Source organism: Curtobacterium sp. MCBD17_013, assembly GCF_003234565.1.
Classification (GTDB): domain Bacteria; phylum Actinomycetota; class Actinomycetes; order Actinomycetales; family Microbacteriaceae; genus Curtobacterium.
Map to the genome: position 1 here is coordinate 414,423 of NZ_QKTU01000002.1, position 18,883 is coordinate 433,305.

Consider the following 18,883-nt stretch of genomic DNA (forward strand, 5'->3'; position numbering starts at 1 on the left):
GGGCAGGACTCGACCGTTCATTCTTGCAGATGACCGGGAGGCTCGCCAACCGGCACGCGGTCGGGCGTCAGGGAGCGAGCCGCCGGACCGCTTCGAGCGCCTCCGTGGTCGCGCGGACCGCGTCCACCGAACGGGCGTCCCGCGCACCGCCGACGACCGCGAACGGCACCCCGGTCGCCGCGAGTTCCGACGCCAGGTCGCTCGACGCCTCCTGCCCGGCGCAGAGCACCACCGTGTCCGCGGGCACGGCGACCGGTGTGCCGTCCTCGTCGAGGATCCGGAGCACCCCGGGCTCGATCCCCACGTACTCGCGCACGCCTCCGATGAAGCAGACCCCCGCGTCCCGGAGACGGCCGAGCGCGACCCAGCGCGAGGTGATCCCCACACCCTGTCCGAACTTGCCGGAGCGGCGGAGCACGGTCACGTCGGGCCCCGGCCGGAGCGTGCGGTCAGCGGCGGGTTCGCGCTGCGGCAGGTCACCGACGAGCCCGTCGAAGCCGTCGAGCCCCCAGCGCTCGTCGAACTCCGCGGCCCGACGCGACTCGTCGGGCGACTCCACGAGGAACGCGGCCGTGTCGACACCGATCCCACCGCCGCCGATCACGGCCACGCTGCCCGCGGGAACGCCGTGCCGGAGCGCCTGCTCGTACGTGACGACGTGCGGCAGGTCCGCTCCGGGGATCGTCACCGTGCGGGGCACGACGCCGGAGGCGAGCACGACGCCGTCGCTGTCGGCGAGGTCGGCGGCGGTGGCGGTCCGGCCGAGCAGGACCTCCGCGCCGCGCTCGACGAGTTCCGCGTGCGCGGACCGGACCGGACCGGCGTAGTCCTCTTTCCCGGGGATGCGGGAGGCGAGCCCGAACTGCCCGCCGAGCTCGTCCGCGCGCTCCCAGAGTCGCACCCGGTGCCCGCGACGCGCCGCGTCGACGGCCGCCGCGAGACCCGCCGGTCCCCCGCCGACGACGTCGATCCGCTTCGGCTCGGCCGTCGGACGGACCGGGAACGCGACCTCACGAGCGGCCCGCGGGTTCACGAGGCACGACACCGGCTGACCGACGATCGACCGGTCGAGGCACGCCTGGTTGCAGCCGATGCACGTCGTGACCAGGTCGAACCGGCCGCGGAGGCTCGTGCCGACGATGGACGGATCGGCGAGGAACGGGCGGGCGAGGGCCACCGCATCGACGAGCCCGCGTTCGAGGACCGCCTCGACGTCGCGGAGGTCGGTCATGCGGTTCGACGCCAGCACCCGGACGTCCGGGCGGTCGGAGGAGCGCACGACGCGCGCGATGCGTTCGACGTACGACAGCCAGACACCGTGCGGCACGGCGGCCTGCACGGTCGGTACCCGGGACTCGTGCCAGCCGACCCCGACGCTGATGCCGTCGATCCCGGTCGGCAGCAGGTCGCGGACGAGTGCGTCGACGTCCTCCGGCGACGACGACCCCGGCATGAGGTCGACCCCGGACAGGCGGATCGTCACCGCGAGGTCCGGTACCGCGCTGCGGACGGCGCGCGCGACCTCCACGGCGAACCGCCGCCGACGCTCGGGGTCGCCACCCCATGCGTCGTCCCGCTGGTTCGTGAGCGGCGAGCAGAACTGGTTGACGAGGTAGCCCTCGGACGCCATGATCTCGACGCCGTCGAACCCGATGTCCCGGGCGGCCCGGGCCGCGTCGGCGAAGTCCTCGATCGTCCGGAGGACCTCGTCGTGGGTCAGCGCCTCGGGCACGACACCGCGCGCGGCCGCCCACGGCAGGGGCGACGGCGCGACGGCGCGCTGCGGCGCACCGTTCCGGTCCGTGAGCCCGGCGACCAGGGCGTAGCGACCAGCGTGGAAGAGCTGGGCGAGGATGGCGCCGCCCTCGGCGTGCACGGCGTCGACGGCGGTGCGGAAGCGGTCGTCGGTGTCCCCCACCCCGAACACCGCGAAGTCCGGGCCGCCGCGCGCCTCGTCGTTGACCGCGATGCCGCCGGTGATGAGCAGCGCCGCTCCCCCGGCGGCTCGCTCCCGGTAGAACGCGGCCATGCCGGCGCCACCGTCGTCGTGCACCTCGAGTCCGGTGTGCATGCTGCCCATCACGACACGATGCGGCAACGTGATCGGACCGAGCGACCACGGGGTCGTGGTGACGGCGAGCGGTGCGGCGGTCGTCAGCGGTGTCGACGGGTCGGACATGGGCGCGAGGGTCCTACTCCGGCAGGACGGCGTCGCGCAGCGGCGACGTCGTGTCCGACCAGAAGGGCGGCGCGATGACGGTGAGCCCACCGTCGACCGACAGCACCTGTCCGGTGATGTAGGACGCCTTGTCCGAGAGCAGGAAGTCGACCGCGTCCGCCATGTCGTCCGGGGTGCCGGGCCGCTGCAGCGGCAGCTTCTCGAGCACGGTGTGCATCGGGGCCTGACCGGGGACGTTCGAGTAGAAGTAGTCGAGCGAGTCGGTGTCGATGAGTCCGCCGTTGACCGCGTTGACGGTGATCTGCCGCGGACCGAACTCGACCGCCATGTACTTCATGTAGGACTCGGTCATCGCCTTCGCGGCGCCGAGCGCGGCGTACGTGGGGAACGCCCGCAGCGAGCCGTAGGACGTGACGACGACGATCCGACCGCCGTCGTCCATGAGCTCCGCCGCGCGCTGGGCGCCGAGCACGAACGACCGCGCGTTGGTCGCGTAGCTGCGGTCGAGGTGGTGGAGCTTCAGCTCCTTGACGGCCTTGAACGCGCTGGCTGCCGCGTTCGCCACGAAGTAGTCGAGCCGTCCGTAGGTGTCGCGGACGACGTCGAAGAGCGCGTCGATGGACTCGGGCTGCTCGATGTCGACCTGGGCGGTGATGCCGTCACCACCGGCGGCCTTGACGTCGGCGAGCGACTCCTCGGCCAGGTCGGCGTTGCCCTTGTAGGTCACGACGACGGTGACGCCGCGCGCGCCGAGCTTCTTCGCGAGCAGGCGGCCGATGCCGCGGGATGCGCCGGTGATGACGGCGACGGGTGCACTGGTGGTGTCGGCCACGGGGGTTCCTTGTCTCGCTGGTGCCGGCGCGTGCGCGCCGGTCGGGGGTGGGGCGGAGGTCACGCGGGTGGGACGGTCACGCTGGTGCTGACGGTCGGGAGGCACGGGACGGGCCCGCCCCGCGCCTCCCGACCGAGGTCATGTCAGAATCGCGCCTGCCCGGTGACGACCGCGCGGCCGACCACGAGCTTCTGGATCTCGTTCGTGCCCTCCTCGAAGCGCTGCGCACGGGCGTCTCGGTACACGCGCTCGATCGTGTTGCGCTTCCAGTAGCCGGATCCGCCGTGCACCTGCAGGGCCTTGTCGGTGACCCGCGCGAGCATGTCCACGGCGACCATCTTCGACGCGCTCGAGAGCGTTCCCGCGTCGGGGCGGCCCTCCTCGTAGGCGCGGGCGGCCTCGTACACCAGGGCCCGCGCGGCCGCGATGTCCGCGTAGTTCTCGGCGAGGTAGAACTGGATCGCCTGTCGGCTGCTCAGCTTCTTGCCGAAGGTCTCGCGGGTGTTCGCGTACTCGACGGCCAGTTCGTTCGCACGCTCGGCCAGACCGACGGCGCTCATCGCGACCGACACGCGGCTCGGCAGGAGGAACCCGCCGAGCGCGACCTCGAGCCCCTGGCCCTCCTCGCCGAGGCGCGCGGACACCGGCACCGGGACGTCGTGGAACTTGAGGATGGCGTGGTCGGTGCCCCGGATGCCCATGGTGTCCGAGTCGTCGATCACCTCGGCGCCCGGCAGACCCGAGTTCGGCATGAGGAACGCGACCGTGCCCTCCTGGCCCGTCGACCCCTCGAGCCGCGCCGCCAGCAGCCAGTAGTCGCACTTCACGCCGAACGTGATGAGGTGCTTCTCGCCGTTCATGACGTAGGTGTCGCCCTCGCGCCGGACGGTCGTGCGGATGTCCGCACCGGTACCCGCGGTCGCCTCGGTCAGCGTGAACGCCACGAGCGTGTCACCGGCGATCGACGGCTTGACGACCTCTTCGAGCTGCTCCGGAGTCGCGTACGGCGCCATGGCGCGCCACGTGCCGTTGATGACGTGCACGAGCATGCGGATCGAGCCGTGGGAGCGCGAGATGATCTCCATGATCTCGAGGTAGCGCGGGAACGGGATCCCACGACCGCCGAGCTCGACGGGCGCCGCCAGGCCCAGCCACCCACGCTCGCGCAGGTCCACGAGGACCTGCGGGGGGACCTGCCCGGTGCGCTCGATCTCGTTCGCGTAGTCCTCGCCGGGGCCGCGCACCCACGCGTCCACCTCGGCCTTGAGCTGCTGGAACGCGTCCTCGTCGAACGGGGCCACGGTCTCGGTCACCTGCGTCATGAGTTCTCCTTCTGGGCGACGAGCGCCGCGGCCTGCTCGCGCAGGACGTTCTTCTGGACCTTGCCCACCGCGTTCCGCGGCAGTTCGTCGATGTACTCGAGCCGCTCCGGCCAGTAGTACTTCGACACGTTGGCGTGCTCGAGGTACTGCTGCATCGCACCGAAGTCGAGGGTCTCGTCGTCACGCGACGACACCACGAACGCGCAGGCACGTTCCCCGAGTCGCTCGTCGGGCATCGCGACGATCGCGACGTCCGTGACGAGGGGGTGCTGGTACAACAGGTTCTCGATCTCGACCACGGGGATCTTCTCACCGCCGCGGTTGATGACGTCCTTCACCCGGCCGGTGATGCTGAGGAACCCCTTGTCGTCGATCCGCGCGAGATCGCCGGTGCGGTACCACCCGTCCGGGGTGAACACGTCGTCGGTGAGGTCGGGGCGGTCGAGGTACCCGTCGAACATCGTCGGCGAGTGCAGCTCGAAGTTGCCCTCGCTCCCCACCGGGAGCTCGGCGCCCTCGTCGTCGACGATGCGCAGGCGGATGCCCGGCAACGCGCGCCCGTCGTGCCCGTATGCGTCCGCCGGGTCGTCGCTCGGGCTCGAGAGCGCGCCGAGGCAGGTCTCGCTCGTGCCGAAGGCGCCGAGGATCGCGCTCCCGAGCACCGTCGCGGCGCGCTGCGCGAGCGCGCGTGGGACCGCGGCGCCCGTGGGCACGAAGATCCGCAACGACGCGGGCTGCTCGGCCCCGGCCTCGACGAGGTCGACGAGGTCGGTCAGGAACGGCGTCGCGCACTGCACGAACGTCGCCCCGGCCGCCCCGAACGCCTGGTCGAGCGCCACGCGGCCGTCCCAGACGGGCTGGATCACCTGCGCGACGCCGAGGCGGAACGCCAGGAGCATGCCGTAGAGGAACCCGGTCTGGTGTGCCAGCGGCGACGGGATGTAGATGCGGTCCTGGGCACCGAGGCCGGTCTGCGCGACGTGCATCGCGGTGGCCAGGCCCAGCGTCCGGTGCGGGTGCTGGACGCCCTTCGGCTCCCCCGTCGTCCCGGAGGTGAACAGCAGCTGGCAGATGTCGTCCGGACCGGGCGACATCGAGCGGATCTGCGCGGTGTCCGGTTGGACCGACTCGAGCGCGGTGTCGTAGTACCGCCAGTTCCACTCGGAGGCGTCGACGCGGTCCATGGCGTCAGCGGGCATCGGCGGCAGGTTCGTCGGGGTGTCCTGGTGCCCGCGGGCCTCCGACCGCAGGACCACGACGTGCTCGACCGCGAGCCGACGGTTCTGCGCAGCGGCCTCGTCCACCACGTCGAGCAGCTCGATCGCGGGCCGGCGCTTGCGGAACACGTTCGGCAGGAACACGACGCGGGCACGCGACCGCGCGAGCGTCATGGTGGTCTCACGCGGTCCGAACACCGGCATGATCGGGGTCGCGACGGCGCCGATCTGGACCGCGCCGAGCGTGATGGCGACGAACTCCCGCCAGTTCGGCAGCTGCATCGCGACCGACTCGCCCTTGCGCACGCCGAGCTCGAGCAGGAGCGCGGACACCTGGTCCGCCTCGTCCTGGAGCTGCTTCCACGTGGTCGTGACCGCGGCCGGTCCGCCGACCTCGATCACCGCGGCTCCGTCGGGGTCCGACTCGGCGAGTGCCCGGACGCGCTCGCTGAGCACGAGCGGCTCGGCGTCGATCCCCGCCGGGACCGCGGTCTCCTCGGCGGCGACGGCGCCGAGGTCCTCGGCGGCGTCCTCGGGGTCGAAGCCCTCGGCGGAGTCGGCCGCGGCGAGCGCCGCGGTGGCATCCCCGACCTCCATGTCGAGCCCGACCGAGTTCATCGCCTCGAGGAACGTCGGGTAGGAGATGCGGTACGCCCTCGGGTAGGTGAGCGCGGACACGCCGTCGGCCTTCGACGCCGCGACGGCGAGCGACATGAGCACGCGGTGGTCGTTGAACGACGACATCGGCGATCCGGTGAGCTGCTGCACCCCCGTGACGCGGAGCTCGTCCGCGCCCTGCTCCGCGCGGCCCCCCATCCGGTTCAGCTGCAGCATGGCGGCGACGCGATCGGACTCCTTGAGACGGATGTGCGCGACGTTCCACAGGCGGCTCGTGCCCTCGGCGAAGGTCGCCATGGTGGACAGGACGGGCAGGAGGTCCGGGATCGGTTGGCAGTCGATGTCGAGTGGCCGGAGCGGCGAGCCGTCGTGCGTGATGCGCACGAACCCGGTCTCCTCGTCGATGCGCATCGGGACGCCCATCGCGGTGGCGAGGTCGAGGAACTCGCTCTCGGGGTGGTCGGTGTCGGCGGTCCGGAACGAGGTCATCCCACGCAGGAGCACGTCCGATTCGCGGATGCCCGCGGCGGCGATCCCGAATGCGGCCGAGCCGATGTCCGGCGGGATGACGTAGTCGTGCGGCGTCGCGCGCTGGTTCGCCGGCACGCGGTACTCGAGCCAGTCGTCCGAGACCTCGACGGTCAGTCCGAACTGGCGCATCATCGCGACCGTCAGCTCGACGTAGGGCTGCTCGTTGAGGCGGCCGCCCGTGATGTGGATGCGGGTCTCCTGCTCGGCGAACGGGGCGACCAGGAGCAGTCCGGAGACCCACTGCGACAGGGTGCCGGCGATCGAGACGTCGCCACCGCGCGGCCGTCGGGGCTGCACGGTGATGGGCGGGCAGTCGTTCGTCGCCTCGAGTTCGACGCCCATCTGCGTGAGCGAGGTCAGGAGCGCCTTGATCGGGCGCCGCTGGAAGTACTTCATGCCCGTGAGCGTCATCGGGCGGTCGGCGAGTGCGGCCAGGCCCGTCATGAAGTAGAGGGTGGTCCCGGACGAGCCCATGTTGAGCAGACCGTCGGCGCCGCGGGAGCCGTGGTCGACGACGTCGGTGGCGACGTAGCGACCGCCGAGCCCCGTCACGAGGTAGTCGTTGCCCCGTCGCACGATGTCGACACCGAGCGCCCGCAGCGTCCCGACCGTCCACTCGACCTGCCGTGTCGTGCTGATGCCCGACACGACGCTGGTGCCCTCCGCCAGTGATGCGAGGACCAGCGCTCGATGCGCGTGGTACTTGGACACGGGGATGTCGAGTTCCCCGACGAGGGGTGCGGATGTCCCGCGGACGACCAGCTGCATGCGTACCTCATTCCGTGGCGGAGCGGATCCACCGTAGTCCTCGCTGAGCGCGGGTCGAAACCGCCGGGGGAACGACGCGCGGGAGCCGTTGTTGTGCGTGTCCGACAATGCACGAGGCAGGATGGGACCCGATCCGACAAACCGGCGCCCGACCCCGGGCGCGTGTCCCGAGCCGGCGACGGAGCCGTGGCCCCGGGCGCACCGACCGCCTCCGAAAGGCCGCGCATGGACATCGCGTTCACGTCGTCACGACCGTCCACGATCGGGATCGAGTGGGAGCTGCCGCTCGTCGATCGCACCACCGGCGACCTCACGCCGCGGGCGCCCGACGTGCTCCTCGCGGTGCGGGAGCGGTTCGGACACGACCGGGTCACGAACGAGCTCCTGACGAACACCGTCGAGGTCGTCTCGGGCGTCCACGACACCGTCCGCGACGCGGTCCGCGACCTGGCCGGCATCGTGAGCGCGGTGCGCACGGCCGCTGACGTGCTCGACACGGACGTGATGTGCTCGGGCACGCACCCCTTCGCGCAGTGGGACCAGCAGGAGGTCACGCCCGACAGTGAGCGGTACACGACCCTCATCGACCGCACACGCTGGTGGGGTCGCCAGATGCTCATCTGGGGCGTGCACGTCCACGTCGGCATCGACGACCGCGAGAAGGCCCTGCCGATCCTCAACGCGATGCTCGCGTCCGTGCCACACCTCCAGGCGCTGACGGCGTCCAGTCCCTACTGGGCCGGCGTCGACACCGGCTACGCCTCGAACCGGGCGCTCATGTTCCAGCAGCTGCCGACGGCGGGACTCCCCCCGCAGTTCGGTGCGTGGGCGGACTACGAGGAGATGGTGGACGACATGGTGCGCACCGGTGTCGTGGACGACCACACCGAGTTGCGCTGGGACCTCCGACCGTCGCCGAAGTGGGGGACGCTCGAGAACCGCGTCTCGGACGGCATCAGCACGGCGCACGAACTCGCCGCGGTCGCCGCGCTCGTGCAGTGCCTGGTGACCGAGGCGTCCGATCGGTTGGACGCCGGGGAGACCCTCCCCACCATGCAGCCCTGGTTCGTGCGCGAGAACAAGTGGCGTGCGGCTCGGTACGGGATGGAGGCGGAGATCATCGTGGACGCCGCCGGTGACGAGCGCCTCGTGTCCGACGACGTCCGCGACCTCGTCGTACGACTCGAGCCCGTCGCCGAGCGCCTGGGGTGCCTCGAGGAGCTCCACGGGCTCGACCGCGTCCTCGAGGAGGGCGCGTCCTACCAGCGGCAGCTCCGCGTCGCGGCAGAGCACGAGGACGACATGCGGGCCGTCGTCCGGTCCCTGGTCACCGAGCTCGGGGAGAGCATCGACGCGGTGCTGTGACCGGGCGACCGACGGGACGGACGGGAGGCGCACCGCACGTCCGTCCCGCCGCTACCGGTTCAGGAACTTGCCGAGCGCGGCCATCTCCTCTTCGGTGGGCGCCTTCGGGTTCTTCGCACCGCCGAGCCCGAAGCCACCGCCGGTCGGCGCCGTCGGCGCCTGCGGTCCGGACGCGATGGCCGCGTTCTGCGCAGCGCGCTTGGCCGGGTTGCCCGCCTTGGACCCCTTCTTCTTCGGCTGCTGCCGCTTGCCCGCGTAGGACGCACCGGGAACCGGGCCCATGCCGGGCACCTGGGGGACCCCGCCCTTGGCGACCGTCTTCATCATCTTCGCGGCCTGCTCGAACCGGTTCACGAGCTGGTTGACCTCGGTGACGGTCGACCCGGCACCGCGCGCGATCCGCAGGCGACGGGACCCGTTGAGGATCTTCGGCAGCGCACGCTCCTGCGGCGTCATCGACTGGATGATCGCCTCGGTCCGGACGATCTCGCGCTCGTCGAAGGAGTCGAGGGCCTCGCGCATGCCCTTCGCGCCGGGCAGCATGCCGAGCATGCTCTTGATCGACCCCGCCTTGCGGAGTTGCTGCATCTGCTTGAGGAAGTCGTCGAGCGTGAACGAGTCGGTCGCGATCTTCTCGGCGACCTTGCGGGCTTCGTCCTCGTCGAAGGCCTGCTGCGCCTGCTCGATCAGCGACAGGACGTCACCGAGGTCGAGGATGCGGCTGGCCATGCGGTCGGGGTGGAACGGCTCGAAGTCGTCGAGGTTCTCGCCCGTGGACGCGAACATGATCGGTCGGCCCGTGATGCTGGCCACCGACAGCGCGGCACCACCGCGGGCGTCACCGTCGAGCTTGGACAACACGACGCCGGTGAAGTCGACGCCCTCTTGGAAGGCGCGCGCGGTCGCCACGGCGTCCTGACCGATCATCGCGTCGATGACGAACAGGACCTCGTCCGGGTCGACGGCCTTGCGGATGTTCGCCGCCTGCTTCATGAGCTCGGCGTCGACGCCGAGCCGCCCGGCGGTGTCGACGATGACGGTGTCGAACTGCCGGTCCACCGCGACCTTCATCGCGTTCTTGGCGACCTTGACCGGGTCCCCGACGCCGTTGCCCGGTTCCGGCGCGTAGACCTCGACGCCGGCCTGCTCGCCGACCACCTGGAGCTGCGTGACCGCGTTCGGCCGCTGCAGGTCCGCGGCGACGAGCATCGGGGTGTGGCCGTCCTTCTTGAGCCACTTGCCGAGCTTGCCGGCGAGCGTCGTCTTGCCCGCGCCCTGGAGGCCCGCGAGCATGATGACCGTCGGCGGGCGCTTCGCGAACTCGAGGCGGCGCTGCTGGCCGCCGAGGATCCCGACGAGTTCCTCGTTGACGATCTGGACGACCTGCTGGGCCGGGTTCAGCGCCTTGTTGACCTCGTCCGACAAGGCGCGTTCGCGGACCGACGCCGTGAACGACTTGACGACCTCGAGCGCCACGTCGGCGTCGAGCAGGGCGCGCCGGATCTCACGGACGGTGCCGTCGACGTCGGACGGGGTGAGTCGACCCTTGGACCGCAGGTTGCGGAAGGTCTCGGTGAGCCGATCGGAGAGTGTGCCGAATTGCGCCATGGTCCCGCGATTCTACGCGCCGGACCCGTGCCGTGCCTCCCGGCCCGCCCACCGCGGGCGCGCGCGCCGGTCCTCAGGCGCGACGACCGGTGACGAGGCGCACCAACCACCCGATCACCGCGATCACGAGCACGACGATCCCGATCCAGAGCAGGATGCGCAGGGCTGCGCCGAGCAGACCGACGACCAGCAGGACGATGCCGACGATGATCGCGATGGTGAGGAGCCAGCGCATGAGAGCCTCCGGGTCGAGCCGACGGCCGGGCGACCGCCCGACCACCGTCGACGCTAGCCCCGCGGGCGCGAGCTGTCCGGGAGTAGAAGGGTTCGAGATCGCCGCGCAGGTGGTCGTGGACGAGGCGGTGCGCATGGAGTCGGTGGACGAGCAGCGACGTGGACCGGTGCTCGGCGCGCCCCTCCCGAGGGTCGAGGGCGCCGACAAGGTCCGCGGACGGGCTCGGTACGCCGCCGAGACCGGCGGCGAGGACGTCGCCTGCTACGCGTGGGTCGTGCAGGCCGCGATCGCACGCGGCCGGGTCGTGGCGATCGACCGGGAGGCGGTGCTCGCCATGCCGGGGGTCGTCACCGTGATCGCGGCCGACGACGCACCACGGCTCACCGCCGTCCCGACGACCGAGCTCTTCGTGCTGCAGAGTGACCGCGTCCACTACCGGGGCGAACCGGTCGCGCTCGTCGTCGCGGAGACCTTCGAGACCGCGCGGGCGGCCGCGGCCGCGCTCCGGGTGACCTACGACGCCGAGCCGGCGGACACGGTGTTCCCCGACGAACCGTCCTTCGGTCCGGACGACGCCCCCGGGGTGTTCGTCGCCCCGGAGTCGATCAACGGCGACCTCGAGCCGGACACCGACCAGGGCGACCTCGACCGCGCGCTCGCCGACGCGGACGTCGTCCTCGACGCGACCTACACCACGCCGCCCCAGGTCAACAACCCGCTCGAGCCGCACGCCGCGACCGCGTGGTGGGTCGGCCCGTCGCGCGAGCAGGACGAGGACGGTCGACCGCGCGCCGCTGCCGGCGCCCGGCTCGAGCTCATCGAGGCGACGCAGGGGCCGTCCCTGGCCGCGGGTGTGGTCGCCGACCTGTTCGGCATCGACGACAGCGCGGTCCGGCTCCGCGCCGAGCACGTCGGCGGCGGGTTCGGCTCGAAGGGCTCGCCGAAGCCCGATCTGCCCCTGGCCACCATGGCCGCACTCGTCACCGGCCGTCGTGTGAAGCTCGTGTTCACGCGGCAGATGGTGTTCTCGATCGGTGGCTACCGCACGCCGACCGCCAGCCGGATCCGCCTCGGAGCGCGTCCGGACGGCACGCTCACCGCGATCGGTCACGACGTCCGCACCCAGACCTCCACGATCGGCACGTTCGTCGAACAGGTGGCGGACTGCACCCGCCACGTGTACGCCGCACCGAACCGCCGCACCTCGCACCGGTACGTCGCACTCGACGTGCCGACACCCCGCTTCATGCGCGCTCCCGGAGAGGCACCCGGGAGCTTCGCGCTCGAATCGGGGATGGACGAGCTCGCCGCCACGCTCGGCATCGATCCCGTCGAGCTCCGCCTCCGGAACGAGCCGGACGTCGACCCGATCGACGGGGCGGCGTTCAGCACCAGGAACCTCGTCGGGTGCCTCCGCCGGGGGGCGGAGCTGTTCGGGTGGGAGGCCCGTGGGCGCGAGCCGCGCATGCGTCGCGACGGACGGTGGCTGGTGGGCGCGGGTGTCGCCGCCGCCTACTACCCCGCTCGCGTCGTCCCGAGCGGAGCGACCGTCACCGCCGAGGCGGACGGGACGTTCACCGTCGGCGTCGCCGCCTCGGACATCGGGACCGGGTCCCGCACCGTGCTCCTGCAGGTCGCGGCCGATGCCCTCGAGGTCGGGGTGGACCGCATCCGCATGCACATCGCCGACTCGACGCTCCCGCAGGCCGCGCTCGGTGCGGGGTCGTTCGGGACGACCTCGTGGGGATGGGCGGTCGACAAGACCTGCCGCTCGTTGCGAGAGCGACTCGAGCGCGGAGCGGTCGTGCCGTCCTCCGGTCTCTCCGTGACGGAGCGGACCGACGACGACGTGCAGCACCTCGCGGAGCGGTCGCGGCACGCGTACGGCGCGCAGTTCGTCGAGGTCCGCGTGGACACGGACTCCGGCGAGGTACGGGTCGACCGCATGGTGGGCGTGTTCGCCGCGGGCCGCATCTACAACGCCCGCACGGCCCGAGCGCAGCTCGTCGGTGGGATGACGTGGGGCATCGGCATGGCGCTGCACGAGGACGCCGAGATCGACCCCGTGGCGGGCGACATCGGCAACCACGACCTCGCCACGTACCACGTCGCGACGAACGCGGACGTGGAGTCGATCCACGCCGAGTGGCTCGACGAACCCGGCGAGGACCTCACGCCGCTCGGCGGCAAGGGGATCGGGGAGATCGGGATCGTCGGTGCTGCCGCGGCGCTGGCGAACGCCGTCTGGGACGCGACCGGCGTGCGGGTCCGTCGCCTGCCGATCCGACCGGACGCCCTCGTCGATCGGATGCCGGCCCGAGCCTGATCCGGCGCCCGCTCGGACACCCGGGCACGGTCACCGTCCAGGCGTCGAACGGTCAGCCGACGAGGTTCTGCACGAAGACGTGGGGCGTGAACCCGGTGAGGTCGTTGATGCCCTCGCCCTGGCCGATGAGCTTGATGGGGATCCCCGTCTTCTCCTGCACGCTGAGCACGAACCCGGCCTTCGCCGAGCCGTCGAGCTTCGTGATGACGAGACCGGTGACGCCCGCGCCCTCGATGAACGCCTGCGCCTGCGCGAGGCCGTTCTGCCCGGTGGTGGCGTCGAGGACGAGCAGCACCTCGGCGATCTCCGTCTGCTTCTCGACGACGCGCTTGATCTTCGAGAGCTCGTCCATGAGGCCCGCCTTGGTGTGCAGGCGGCCGGCGGTGTCGATGACGACGATCTCGATCCCCTCGCGCATCGCCCGGTCGACGGTCTGGTAGGCCACCGACGCGGGGTCCTGTCCGGGCTGCTGCGGTCGCACGACCTCGACCCCGGCGCGCTGGGCCCACGTCGCGACCTGCTCCACCGCCGCGGCACGGAACGTGTCCGCGGCGCCCACCAGCACGCTGCGGTCGTAGGTACGGAGGAACTTGGCGAACTTGCCGATCGTCGTCGTCTTGCCGACGCCGTTCACACCGACGACGAGCACGACGGCCGGGCGGTTCGACAGCTTCAGCGTGGTGTCGAGCTTCGACAGGCGCTCCTCGAGCACCTCGCGCAGCATCCGGTTCAGGTCCGCCGGATCGGTCGTCTGGTACCGGTCGACCTGCGCACGGAGGTCGTCGACGACCTCTTCGGTGATGTCCGGCCCGAAGTCGGCACCGATGAGCGCCGCCTCGAGGTCCTCCCAGGTCGTCTCGTCGATCGTGCGCCGTTGGAACAACCCGCGGAGCCGACTCGAGAGGGACCAGGAACTCGCCATGCTCCCAGCTTAGAGCGGGCCGAACGCGCGCGATCACCGGTAGCCTGGCACCACGAAGGGGAGTATTCCTCCCGCGGTGGTGCCGTCAGTACGGTCCGGGACGATCCGGGCCCGGTGCCATCGGCCGCTCGTCCGGGCGGCGGAAGAGACCTTCAGTCGTCGTCGTCCCCGATTCCGGGAACGGCCCTACTGGAGGATCCACATGGACGTCCACATCGCCGTCTGGCTCGGCACCATCGCGCTGGTGCTCGCGCTCCTCGTCTTCGACTTCTTCTCGCACGTGCGCAAGGCGCACGAGCCCACCATCCGCGAGTCGACGACCTGGTCGCTCGTGTACATCGGGATCGCGGTCCTCTTCGGCCTCGGCGTCTGGGCGTTCGGCGGCCACCAGGCGGGCGGCGAGTTCTTCGCCGGGTGGATCACCGAGGAGTCGTTGAGCATCGACAACCTCTTCGTGTTCCTCATCATCATGACCGCGTTCAAGGTCCCGCGCGCCTACCAGCAGAAGGTCCTCCTCGTCGGCATCGCGATCGCGCTCATCGCACGCGGCGTGTTCATCGCCCTCGGCGTCGTCATCATCGACAACTTCTCGTGGGTCTTCTACCTGTTCGGCGCGCTGCTGTTCTGGCTCGCCTGGAGTCAGGCGCGCGGCGGGCACGAGGACGAGAGCGCCGGCGAGTCGCGGCTGATCCGCGTGCTGCGCCGCATCCTGCCGACCTCGGAGGACTACGACGGCGACCGCGTCACCACGAAGGTCGACGGCCGTCGCCTGCTCACGCCGATGGCGCTCGTCATGGTGGCGCTCGGCCTCACGGACGTGCTCTTCGCCCTCGACTCGATCCCCGCGATCTTCGGGCTGACGCAGGACGCCTACATCGTCTTCGTCGCCAACGCGTTCTCGTTGCTCGGTCTGCGACAGCTGTACTTCCTCATCTCCGGGCTCCTCGAGCGCCTCATCTACCTCGGGCAGGGACTCGCCGTCATCCTCGGGTTCATCGGCGTGAAGCTCGTGTTCCACGCCATGCACGTCAACGAGCTCCCGTTCGTCAACGGCGGTCACCACATCGAGTGGGCTCCGGAGATCCCGATCTGGTTCTCGCTGTCGTTCATCGTGCTCGTCGTCGCGGTGGCGACGATCGTCAGCCTCGTCGTGTCCGCGCGGCGGGTCCGCCGCGGAGAACCGCTCGACGGCCATCACGACCAGCGCGTCGAGGCCTGATCCGCTGATCGGGGCGCTCAGCTCGCGGCGCGCTCGCGCTCCGCGTCCTGCACGCGCTGCCCGACGACCGCGCTGACGCCGTCCTGCCGCATCGAGACGCCGTACAGCGCGTCGGCGATCTCCATCGTCCGCTTCTGGTGCGTGATCACGATGAGCTGCGACGAGGTCCGGAGGCGTCCGAACACGGTGAGGAGTCGCCCGAGGTTGGCGTCGTCGAGCGCGGCCTCGACCTCGTCCATGATGTAGAACGGGCTGGGCCGGGCCGTGAAGATCGCGACGAGCAGCGCGATCGCCGCGAGTGAGCGCTCGCCGCCGGACAGCAGGGTGAGCCGGTCGATCTTCTTGCCCGCGGGGCGCACGGCGACGTCGATGCCGGTGGCGAGCATGTCGTCCGGATCGGTGAGCTCGATCGTGCCCGTCCCGCCGGGGAACAGGATCGGGAACACCTCGTCGAAGGCCCGCTTGGTGTCCTCGAACGCCGAGCGGAAGATCTCCTGCATCTTGCCGTCGAGCTCCTCGATGATCGTGAGGAGGTCCCCCCGCGTGCTCGTCAGGTCGTCGAGCTGCTCGGTGAGGAACCGGTGCCGCTGCTCGAGCGCCTGGAACTCCTCGAGCGCGAGCGGGTTCACCTTGCCGAGCTGGCCGAGGTCCCGTTCGGCGTCGCGGAGCCGGCGTTCCTGCTCCGCGCGCACGTACGGCACGGTCGGGACCTCCGCATCGGCCTCGGAGCGGGGCGCGGCGTCCGGGTCCGGGAGCGCGGCGCCGCCGGGCAGTGTGGAGACCTCGGCATCGAGCGTCGCGGGGTCGGCGTCAGCGTCGGCGTCGACATCCGCGTCACGGTCGACTCCCGCCGCGCGCATCGCCTCGCGGTGCTGGCGCGCACGCACGCGGGGGTCGACGAGCACGTCCACGGGGACCGGGACGTCGGGGCCGTACTCGGCGACGAGCACCTGCTCGACCAGGCCGAGTTCGCTGCCGGCGCGTTCGAGCAGCGATGACACGTGCAGCTTCTTCTCGTAGATCTCCATCTCGAGCCCGTGGAGGCCGTCGGTGACCGACTGCAGCCGGTCGCGGAGGGACTGCTCCTCGGCCCGCAGGGTCTGGAGCTCCGTGTTCCGCCGCGCACGGTCGGCCTCGGCGGCGGTCAGCCGGACGCGGGCCTCAGCCACGGACCGATCGACGGCGTCCAGGACCGCGGGGAGGTCGGCGATGACCCCCTCGGCGGCCTCGATCTGCCGGCGACGGATCACCGCGAGGCGCGCTTGTTCGTCGGCGGCCGCGCGCTCCGCGGCCAGCTGCCGCTCCAACGCCGCGCCCCGCGCCCGTTCGGCGCGCGCCCGCTCGCGGATGGTCTCGACCTGGATGCGCTGGTCGATCTCGTCGCTCCGCGCGGCCTCGAGGTCGTCGAGGAGGTCGTCACGCGCGGACGCGTCGAGGATCGGCCGTGGCGCGGCGAGGAAGGCGGCGTGCTCCTGGTCTGCGGCGGCGAGCGCCTGCTCCGCCTGCTCGACGGCGCCCGCGGTCTCGGCGAGCGCGGCGCGGAGCCGGTCGGCCTCGCCTCGAGCGTTCTCCGCGCGGGTGCGCGCGGTCGCCGACGCCCGGTCGAACGCCGCCTTCGCGGCCACGTGGGCGCGGAGGGTGCGGTCGGCCTCGTCCGCCGCGGCGCGTGCCGCGTCCACGGCGTCACGCGCAGCTCGGAGGTCGGTGCCCGCCGCGTCGGCGGCCGCGACGACCTCGACGTGCCGGCTCGCGGCCGTGTCCCGCTCGGCCACGAGTTCGAGCCGCGACGTCGCGCGTTCCCCGCCGCCCGTCACGAGGACCGCGCGGACGACGTCACCCGCGGCGGTGACGACCGTCGCCTGCGGGACGGCGGCGAGCAGGGCCTCCAGATCGGCCGCGGCCGGGTCCGCGCCCGGCTCGACGACGACGGTGTCCGCGAGCAGCGCCACGATCGCGGGAGGCCCGTCGACCACCTCGAGTGCCGGACGGACGCCGGACGGGAGGGCCGGGGGCAGGTGCGATCCCGTGCCCGGGGCGTCGGCGACGACGACGTCGATGCGACCGATGTCGTTCGTCCGTGCCGCGGTCACGGCGTCGAGCGCGGCGGACCGGGTGGCGGCGAGCACCGCGTCGGCGAGTCCGCCGAGGGCGGCCGCGACCGCGGCCTCGTACCCGGCGGCGACCCGGATGTGGTCGGCGAGCCGGCCGAGCACCCCGGCGCGCCCGGCGTCGATGAGCGCCTGTGAGCCGTCGCGGACGTCGAGCGACAGCCCGAGCGCGGTCACGCGTGCGGCGAGGGCGTCACGCTCGCGCTCGAGCCGATGCAGCCGCTCCCGCGCCTCGTCCCGTCGCGACTGGGCGCCCTCGAGCGCCGCCCGGGCGTCCGTGAGCAGCTGCGCCAGGTCGTCCTCGTCCGCGTCCAGTCCCGGGTCGCGGGCGACCCCGGCGAGCTCCTGTTCGGCGCGTCCGGCACGCTCCTCGGCCTCGGCGAGCGCCCGCTCCCGACGGGCACGGTCGGCCGTGGCGGAGGCGAGCCGCTGCCGTGCCACGTCGACGCGGTTGCCGAGGCGCTGGGCGTCCAGGTCGTGCTGCGACACGAGTGCGCTCTGCGCCGCGATCTCCTCGTCGAGGGCGTCGAGCGACGCACGCGCCCGGGCCACGCGCTCGGCCGCCGACGCCAGCGCGCCCTGGAGGTCCTCGGCGTTCGCCTCGAGACGCTCGGCCTCGTCCCGCGCGTCCGCGACCATCGACGGGGTGACGGTGGGGCCCTGGGCGGGCACGTCCGCCTGTTGGGCGAGCAGCAGGAGGCGCTGGTTCGCGAGGGTCGACAGCCCCCGCAGTCGCTCCTGCACGCTCTCGAGGCCGTGGAGCACCGTCCGCGCCCGGTCGACGTCGTCACCCACCATCGTCTGCTCGACGTGCTGCTGTCGGATGCGCGCCTGGTCGAGCCGCTCCTGGAGCACGATGCGCTCGCTCTTCCGGCCGGCCTCGACCGCGAGGTGCTCGGCGAGCTCCCGCCGCAGCCGGACGACGTCGTCCGCGAGGATCCTGGCCCGCGCGTCCCGGGCGACCGCCGCCACGGACTGCGCCTTGCGCGCGACCTCGGCCTGCCGTCCCAGCGGCTTCAGCTGACGCCGGATCTCGCCGGCGAGGTCGGACAACCGGGTGAGGTTCGCCTGCATCGCGTCGAGCTTGCGGAGCGTCTTCTCCTTGCGCCGACGGTGCTTGAGGATGCCGGCGGCCTCCTCGATGAAGCCGCGTCGGTCCTCCGGCGTCGCGTGGAGCACCTTGTCGAGCTGTCCCTGCCCGACGATGACGTGCATCTCGCGGCCGAGCCCCGTGTCCGACAGGAGTTCTTGGACGTCGAGCAGGCGACAGTTCTCGCCGTTGATGGCGTACTCGCTCCCGCCGTTCCGGAACAGGGTCCGCGAGATCGTGACCTCCGCGTACTCGATCGGGAGCACGCCGTCGCTGTTGTCGATCGTCAGGGTGACCTGCGCGCGGCCGAGCGGTCCCCGCGTCGAGGTGCCGGCGAAGATGACGTCCTCCATCTTGCCGCCGCGGAGCGTCTTGGCGCCCTGCTCCCCCATCACCCACGCGAGGGCGTCCACGACGTTCGACTTGCCCGAGCCGTTGGGACCCACGATGCAGGTCACGCCCGGCTCGAGTGCGAAGGTCGTCGGTTGCGCGAAGGACTTGAACCCCCTGAGGGTCAGGCTCTTCAGGTACACGGACGGCCTT

At 71.9% G+C, this 18,883-nt stretch carries 11 protein-coding genes; 3 read left to right on the forward strand and 8 right to left on the reverse strand.

The features are described 5' to 3' along the window. Positions 1–67: 67 nt before the first annotated feature. From DEI81_RS04495 to aroA, 4 genes are all read right to left on the reverse strand, one after another. Positions 68–2,179 (reverse strand): FAD-dependent oxidoreductase, encoded by a 2,112-nt coding sequence (locus DEI81_RS04495; RefSeq protein WP_111009291.1) that lies wholly within the window; start codon positions 2,177–2,179, stop codon positions 68–70. A gap of 13 nt (positions 2,180–2,192) precedes the next feature. Then, on the reverse strand, positions 2,193–3,011 hold the full coding sequence (locus tag DEI81_RS04500) for an SDR family oxidoreductase (RefSeq protein ID WP_111009292.1): 819 nt from the start codon (positions 3,009–3,011) through the stop codon (positions 2,193–2,195). A 143-nt stretch (positions 3,012–3,154) separates the two neighbouring features. Then, on the reverse strand, positions 3,155–4,333 hold the full coding sequence (locus tag DEI81_RS04505; RefSeq protein ID WP_111009293.1) for an acyl-CoA dehydrogenase family protein: 1,179 nt from the start codon (positions 4,331–4,333) through the stop codon (positions 3,155–3,157). Beyond that, on the reverse strand, positions 4,330–7,467 hold the full coding sequence (gene aroA / locus DEI81_RS04510) for a 3-phosphoshikimate 1-carboxyvinyltransferase (RefSeq protein WP_111009294.1): 3,138 nt from the start codon (positions 7,465–7,467) through the stop codon (positions 4,330–4,332). The genes DEI81_RS04505 and aroA overlap by 4 nt, the downstream gene beginning before the upstream one ends. Positions 7,468–7,692: 225 nt before the next feature. Between aroA and DEI81_RS04515 the strand changes: the two genes are divergently transcribed. Then, positions 7,693–8,832 carry a glutamate--cysteine ligase gene (locus tag DEI81_RS04515; RefSeq protein ID WP_111009295.1) on the forward strand — a complete coding sequence of 380 codons (1,140 nt, stop codon included), beginning with the start codon at positions 7,693–7,695 and terminating at the stop codon, positions 8,830–8,832. 51 nt (positions 8,833–8,883) lie between these two features. Here DEI81_RS04515 and ffh read toward each other — a convergent pair whose 3' ends face one another. After that, on the reverse strand, positions 8,884–10,440 hold the full coding sequence (gene ffh, locus DEI81_RS04520) for a signal recognition particle protein (RefSeq protein WP_111009296.1): 1,557 nt from the start codon (positions 10,438–10,440) through the stop codon (positions 8,884–8,886). 73 nt (positions 10,441–10,513) lie between these two features. Further along, positions 10,514–10,675 (reverse strand): hypothetical protein, encoded by a 162-nt coding sequence (locus DEI81_RS16140; protein WP_181434892.1) that lies wholly within the window; start codon positions 10,673–10,675, stop codon positions 10,514–10,516. Between DEI81_RS16140 and DEI81_RS04530 the strand changes: the two genes are divergently transcribed. After that, positions 10,674–13,001, forward strand: coding sequence for a xanthine dehydrogenase family protein molybdopterin-binding subunit (locus tag DEI81_RS04530; RefSeq protein WP_258368493.1), 2,328 nt, complete (start codon positions 10,674–10,676; stop codon positions 12,999–13,001). The two genes, DEI81_RS16140 and DEI81_RS04530, sit on opposite strands and share 2 nt — an antisense overlap. Before the next feature lie 52 nt (positions 13,002–13,053). Here DEI81_RS04530 and ftsY read toward each other — a convergent pair whose 3' ends face one another. Further along, positions 13,054–13,923 (reverse strand): signal recognition particle-docking protein FtsY, encoded by an 870-nt coding sequence (gene ftsY, locus DEI81_RS04535; protein ID WP_111009298.1) that lies wholly within the window; start codon positions 13,921–13,923, stop codon positions 13,054–13,056. Between the two features lie 202 nt (positions 13,924–14,125). On the opposite strand from ftsY, the gene DEI81_RS04540 reads away from it, so the two are divergent. After that, positions 14,126–15,142, forward strand: coding sequence for a TerC family protein (locus tag DEI81_RS04540; RefSeq protein WP_111009299.1), 1,017 nt, complete (start codon positions 14,126–14,128; stop codon positions 15,140–15,142). Positions 15,143–15,159: 17 nt separating this feature from the next. On the opposite strand, the gene DEI81_RS04545 is transcribed toward DEI81_RS04540, so the two are convergent. Beyond that, positions 15,160–18,873: a chromosome segregation SMC family protein gene (locus DEI81_RS04545; protein ID WP_111009300.1), complete on the reverse strand. Its 3,714-nt coding sequence runs from the start codon at positions 18,871–18,873 to the stop codon at positions 15,160–15,162. Positions 18,874–18,883: the final 10 nt, after the last annotated feature.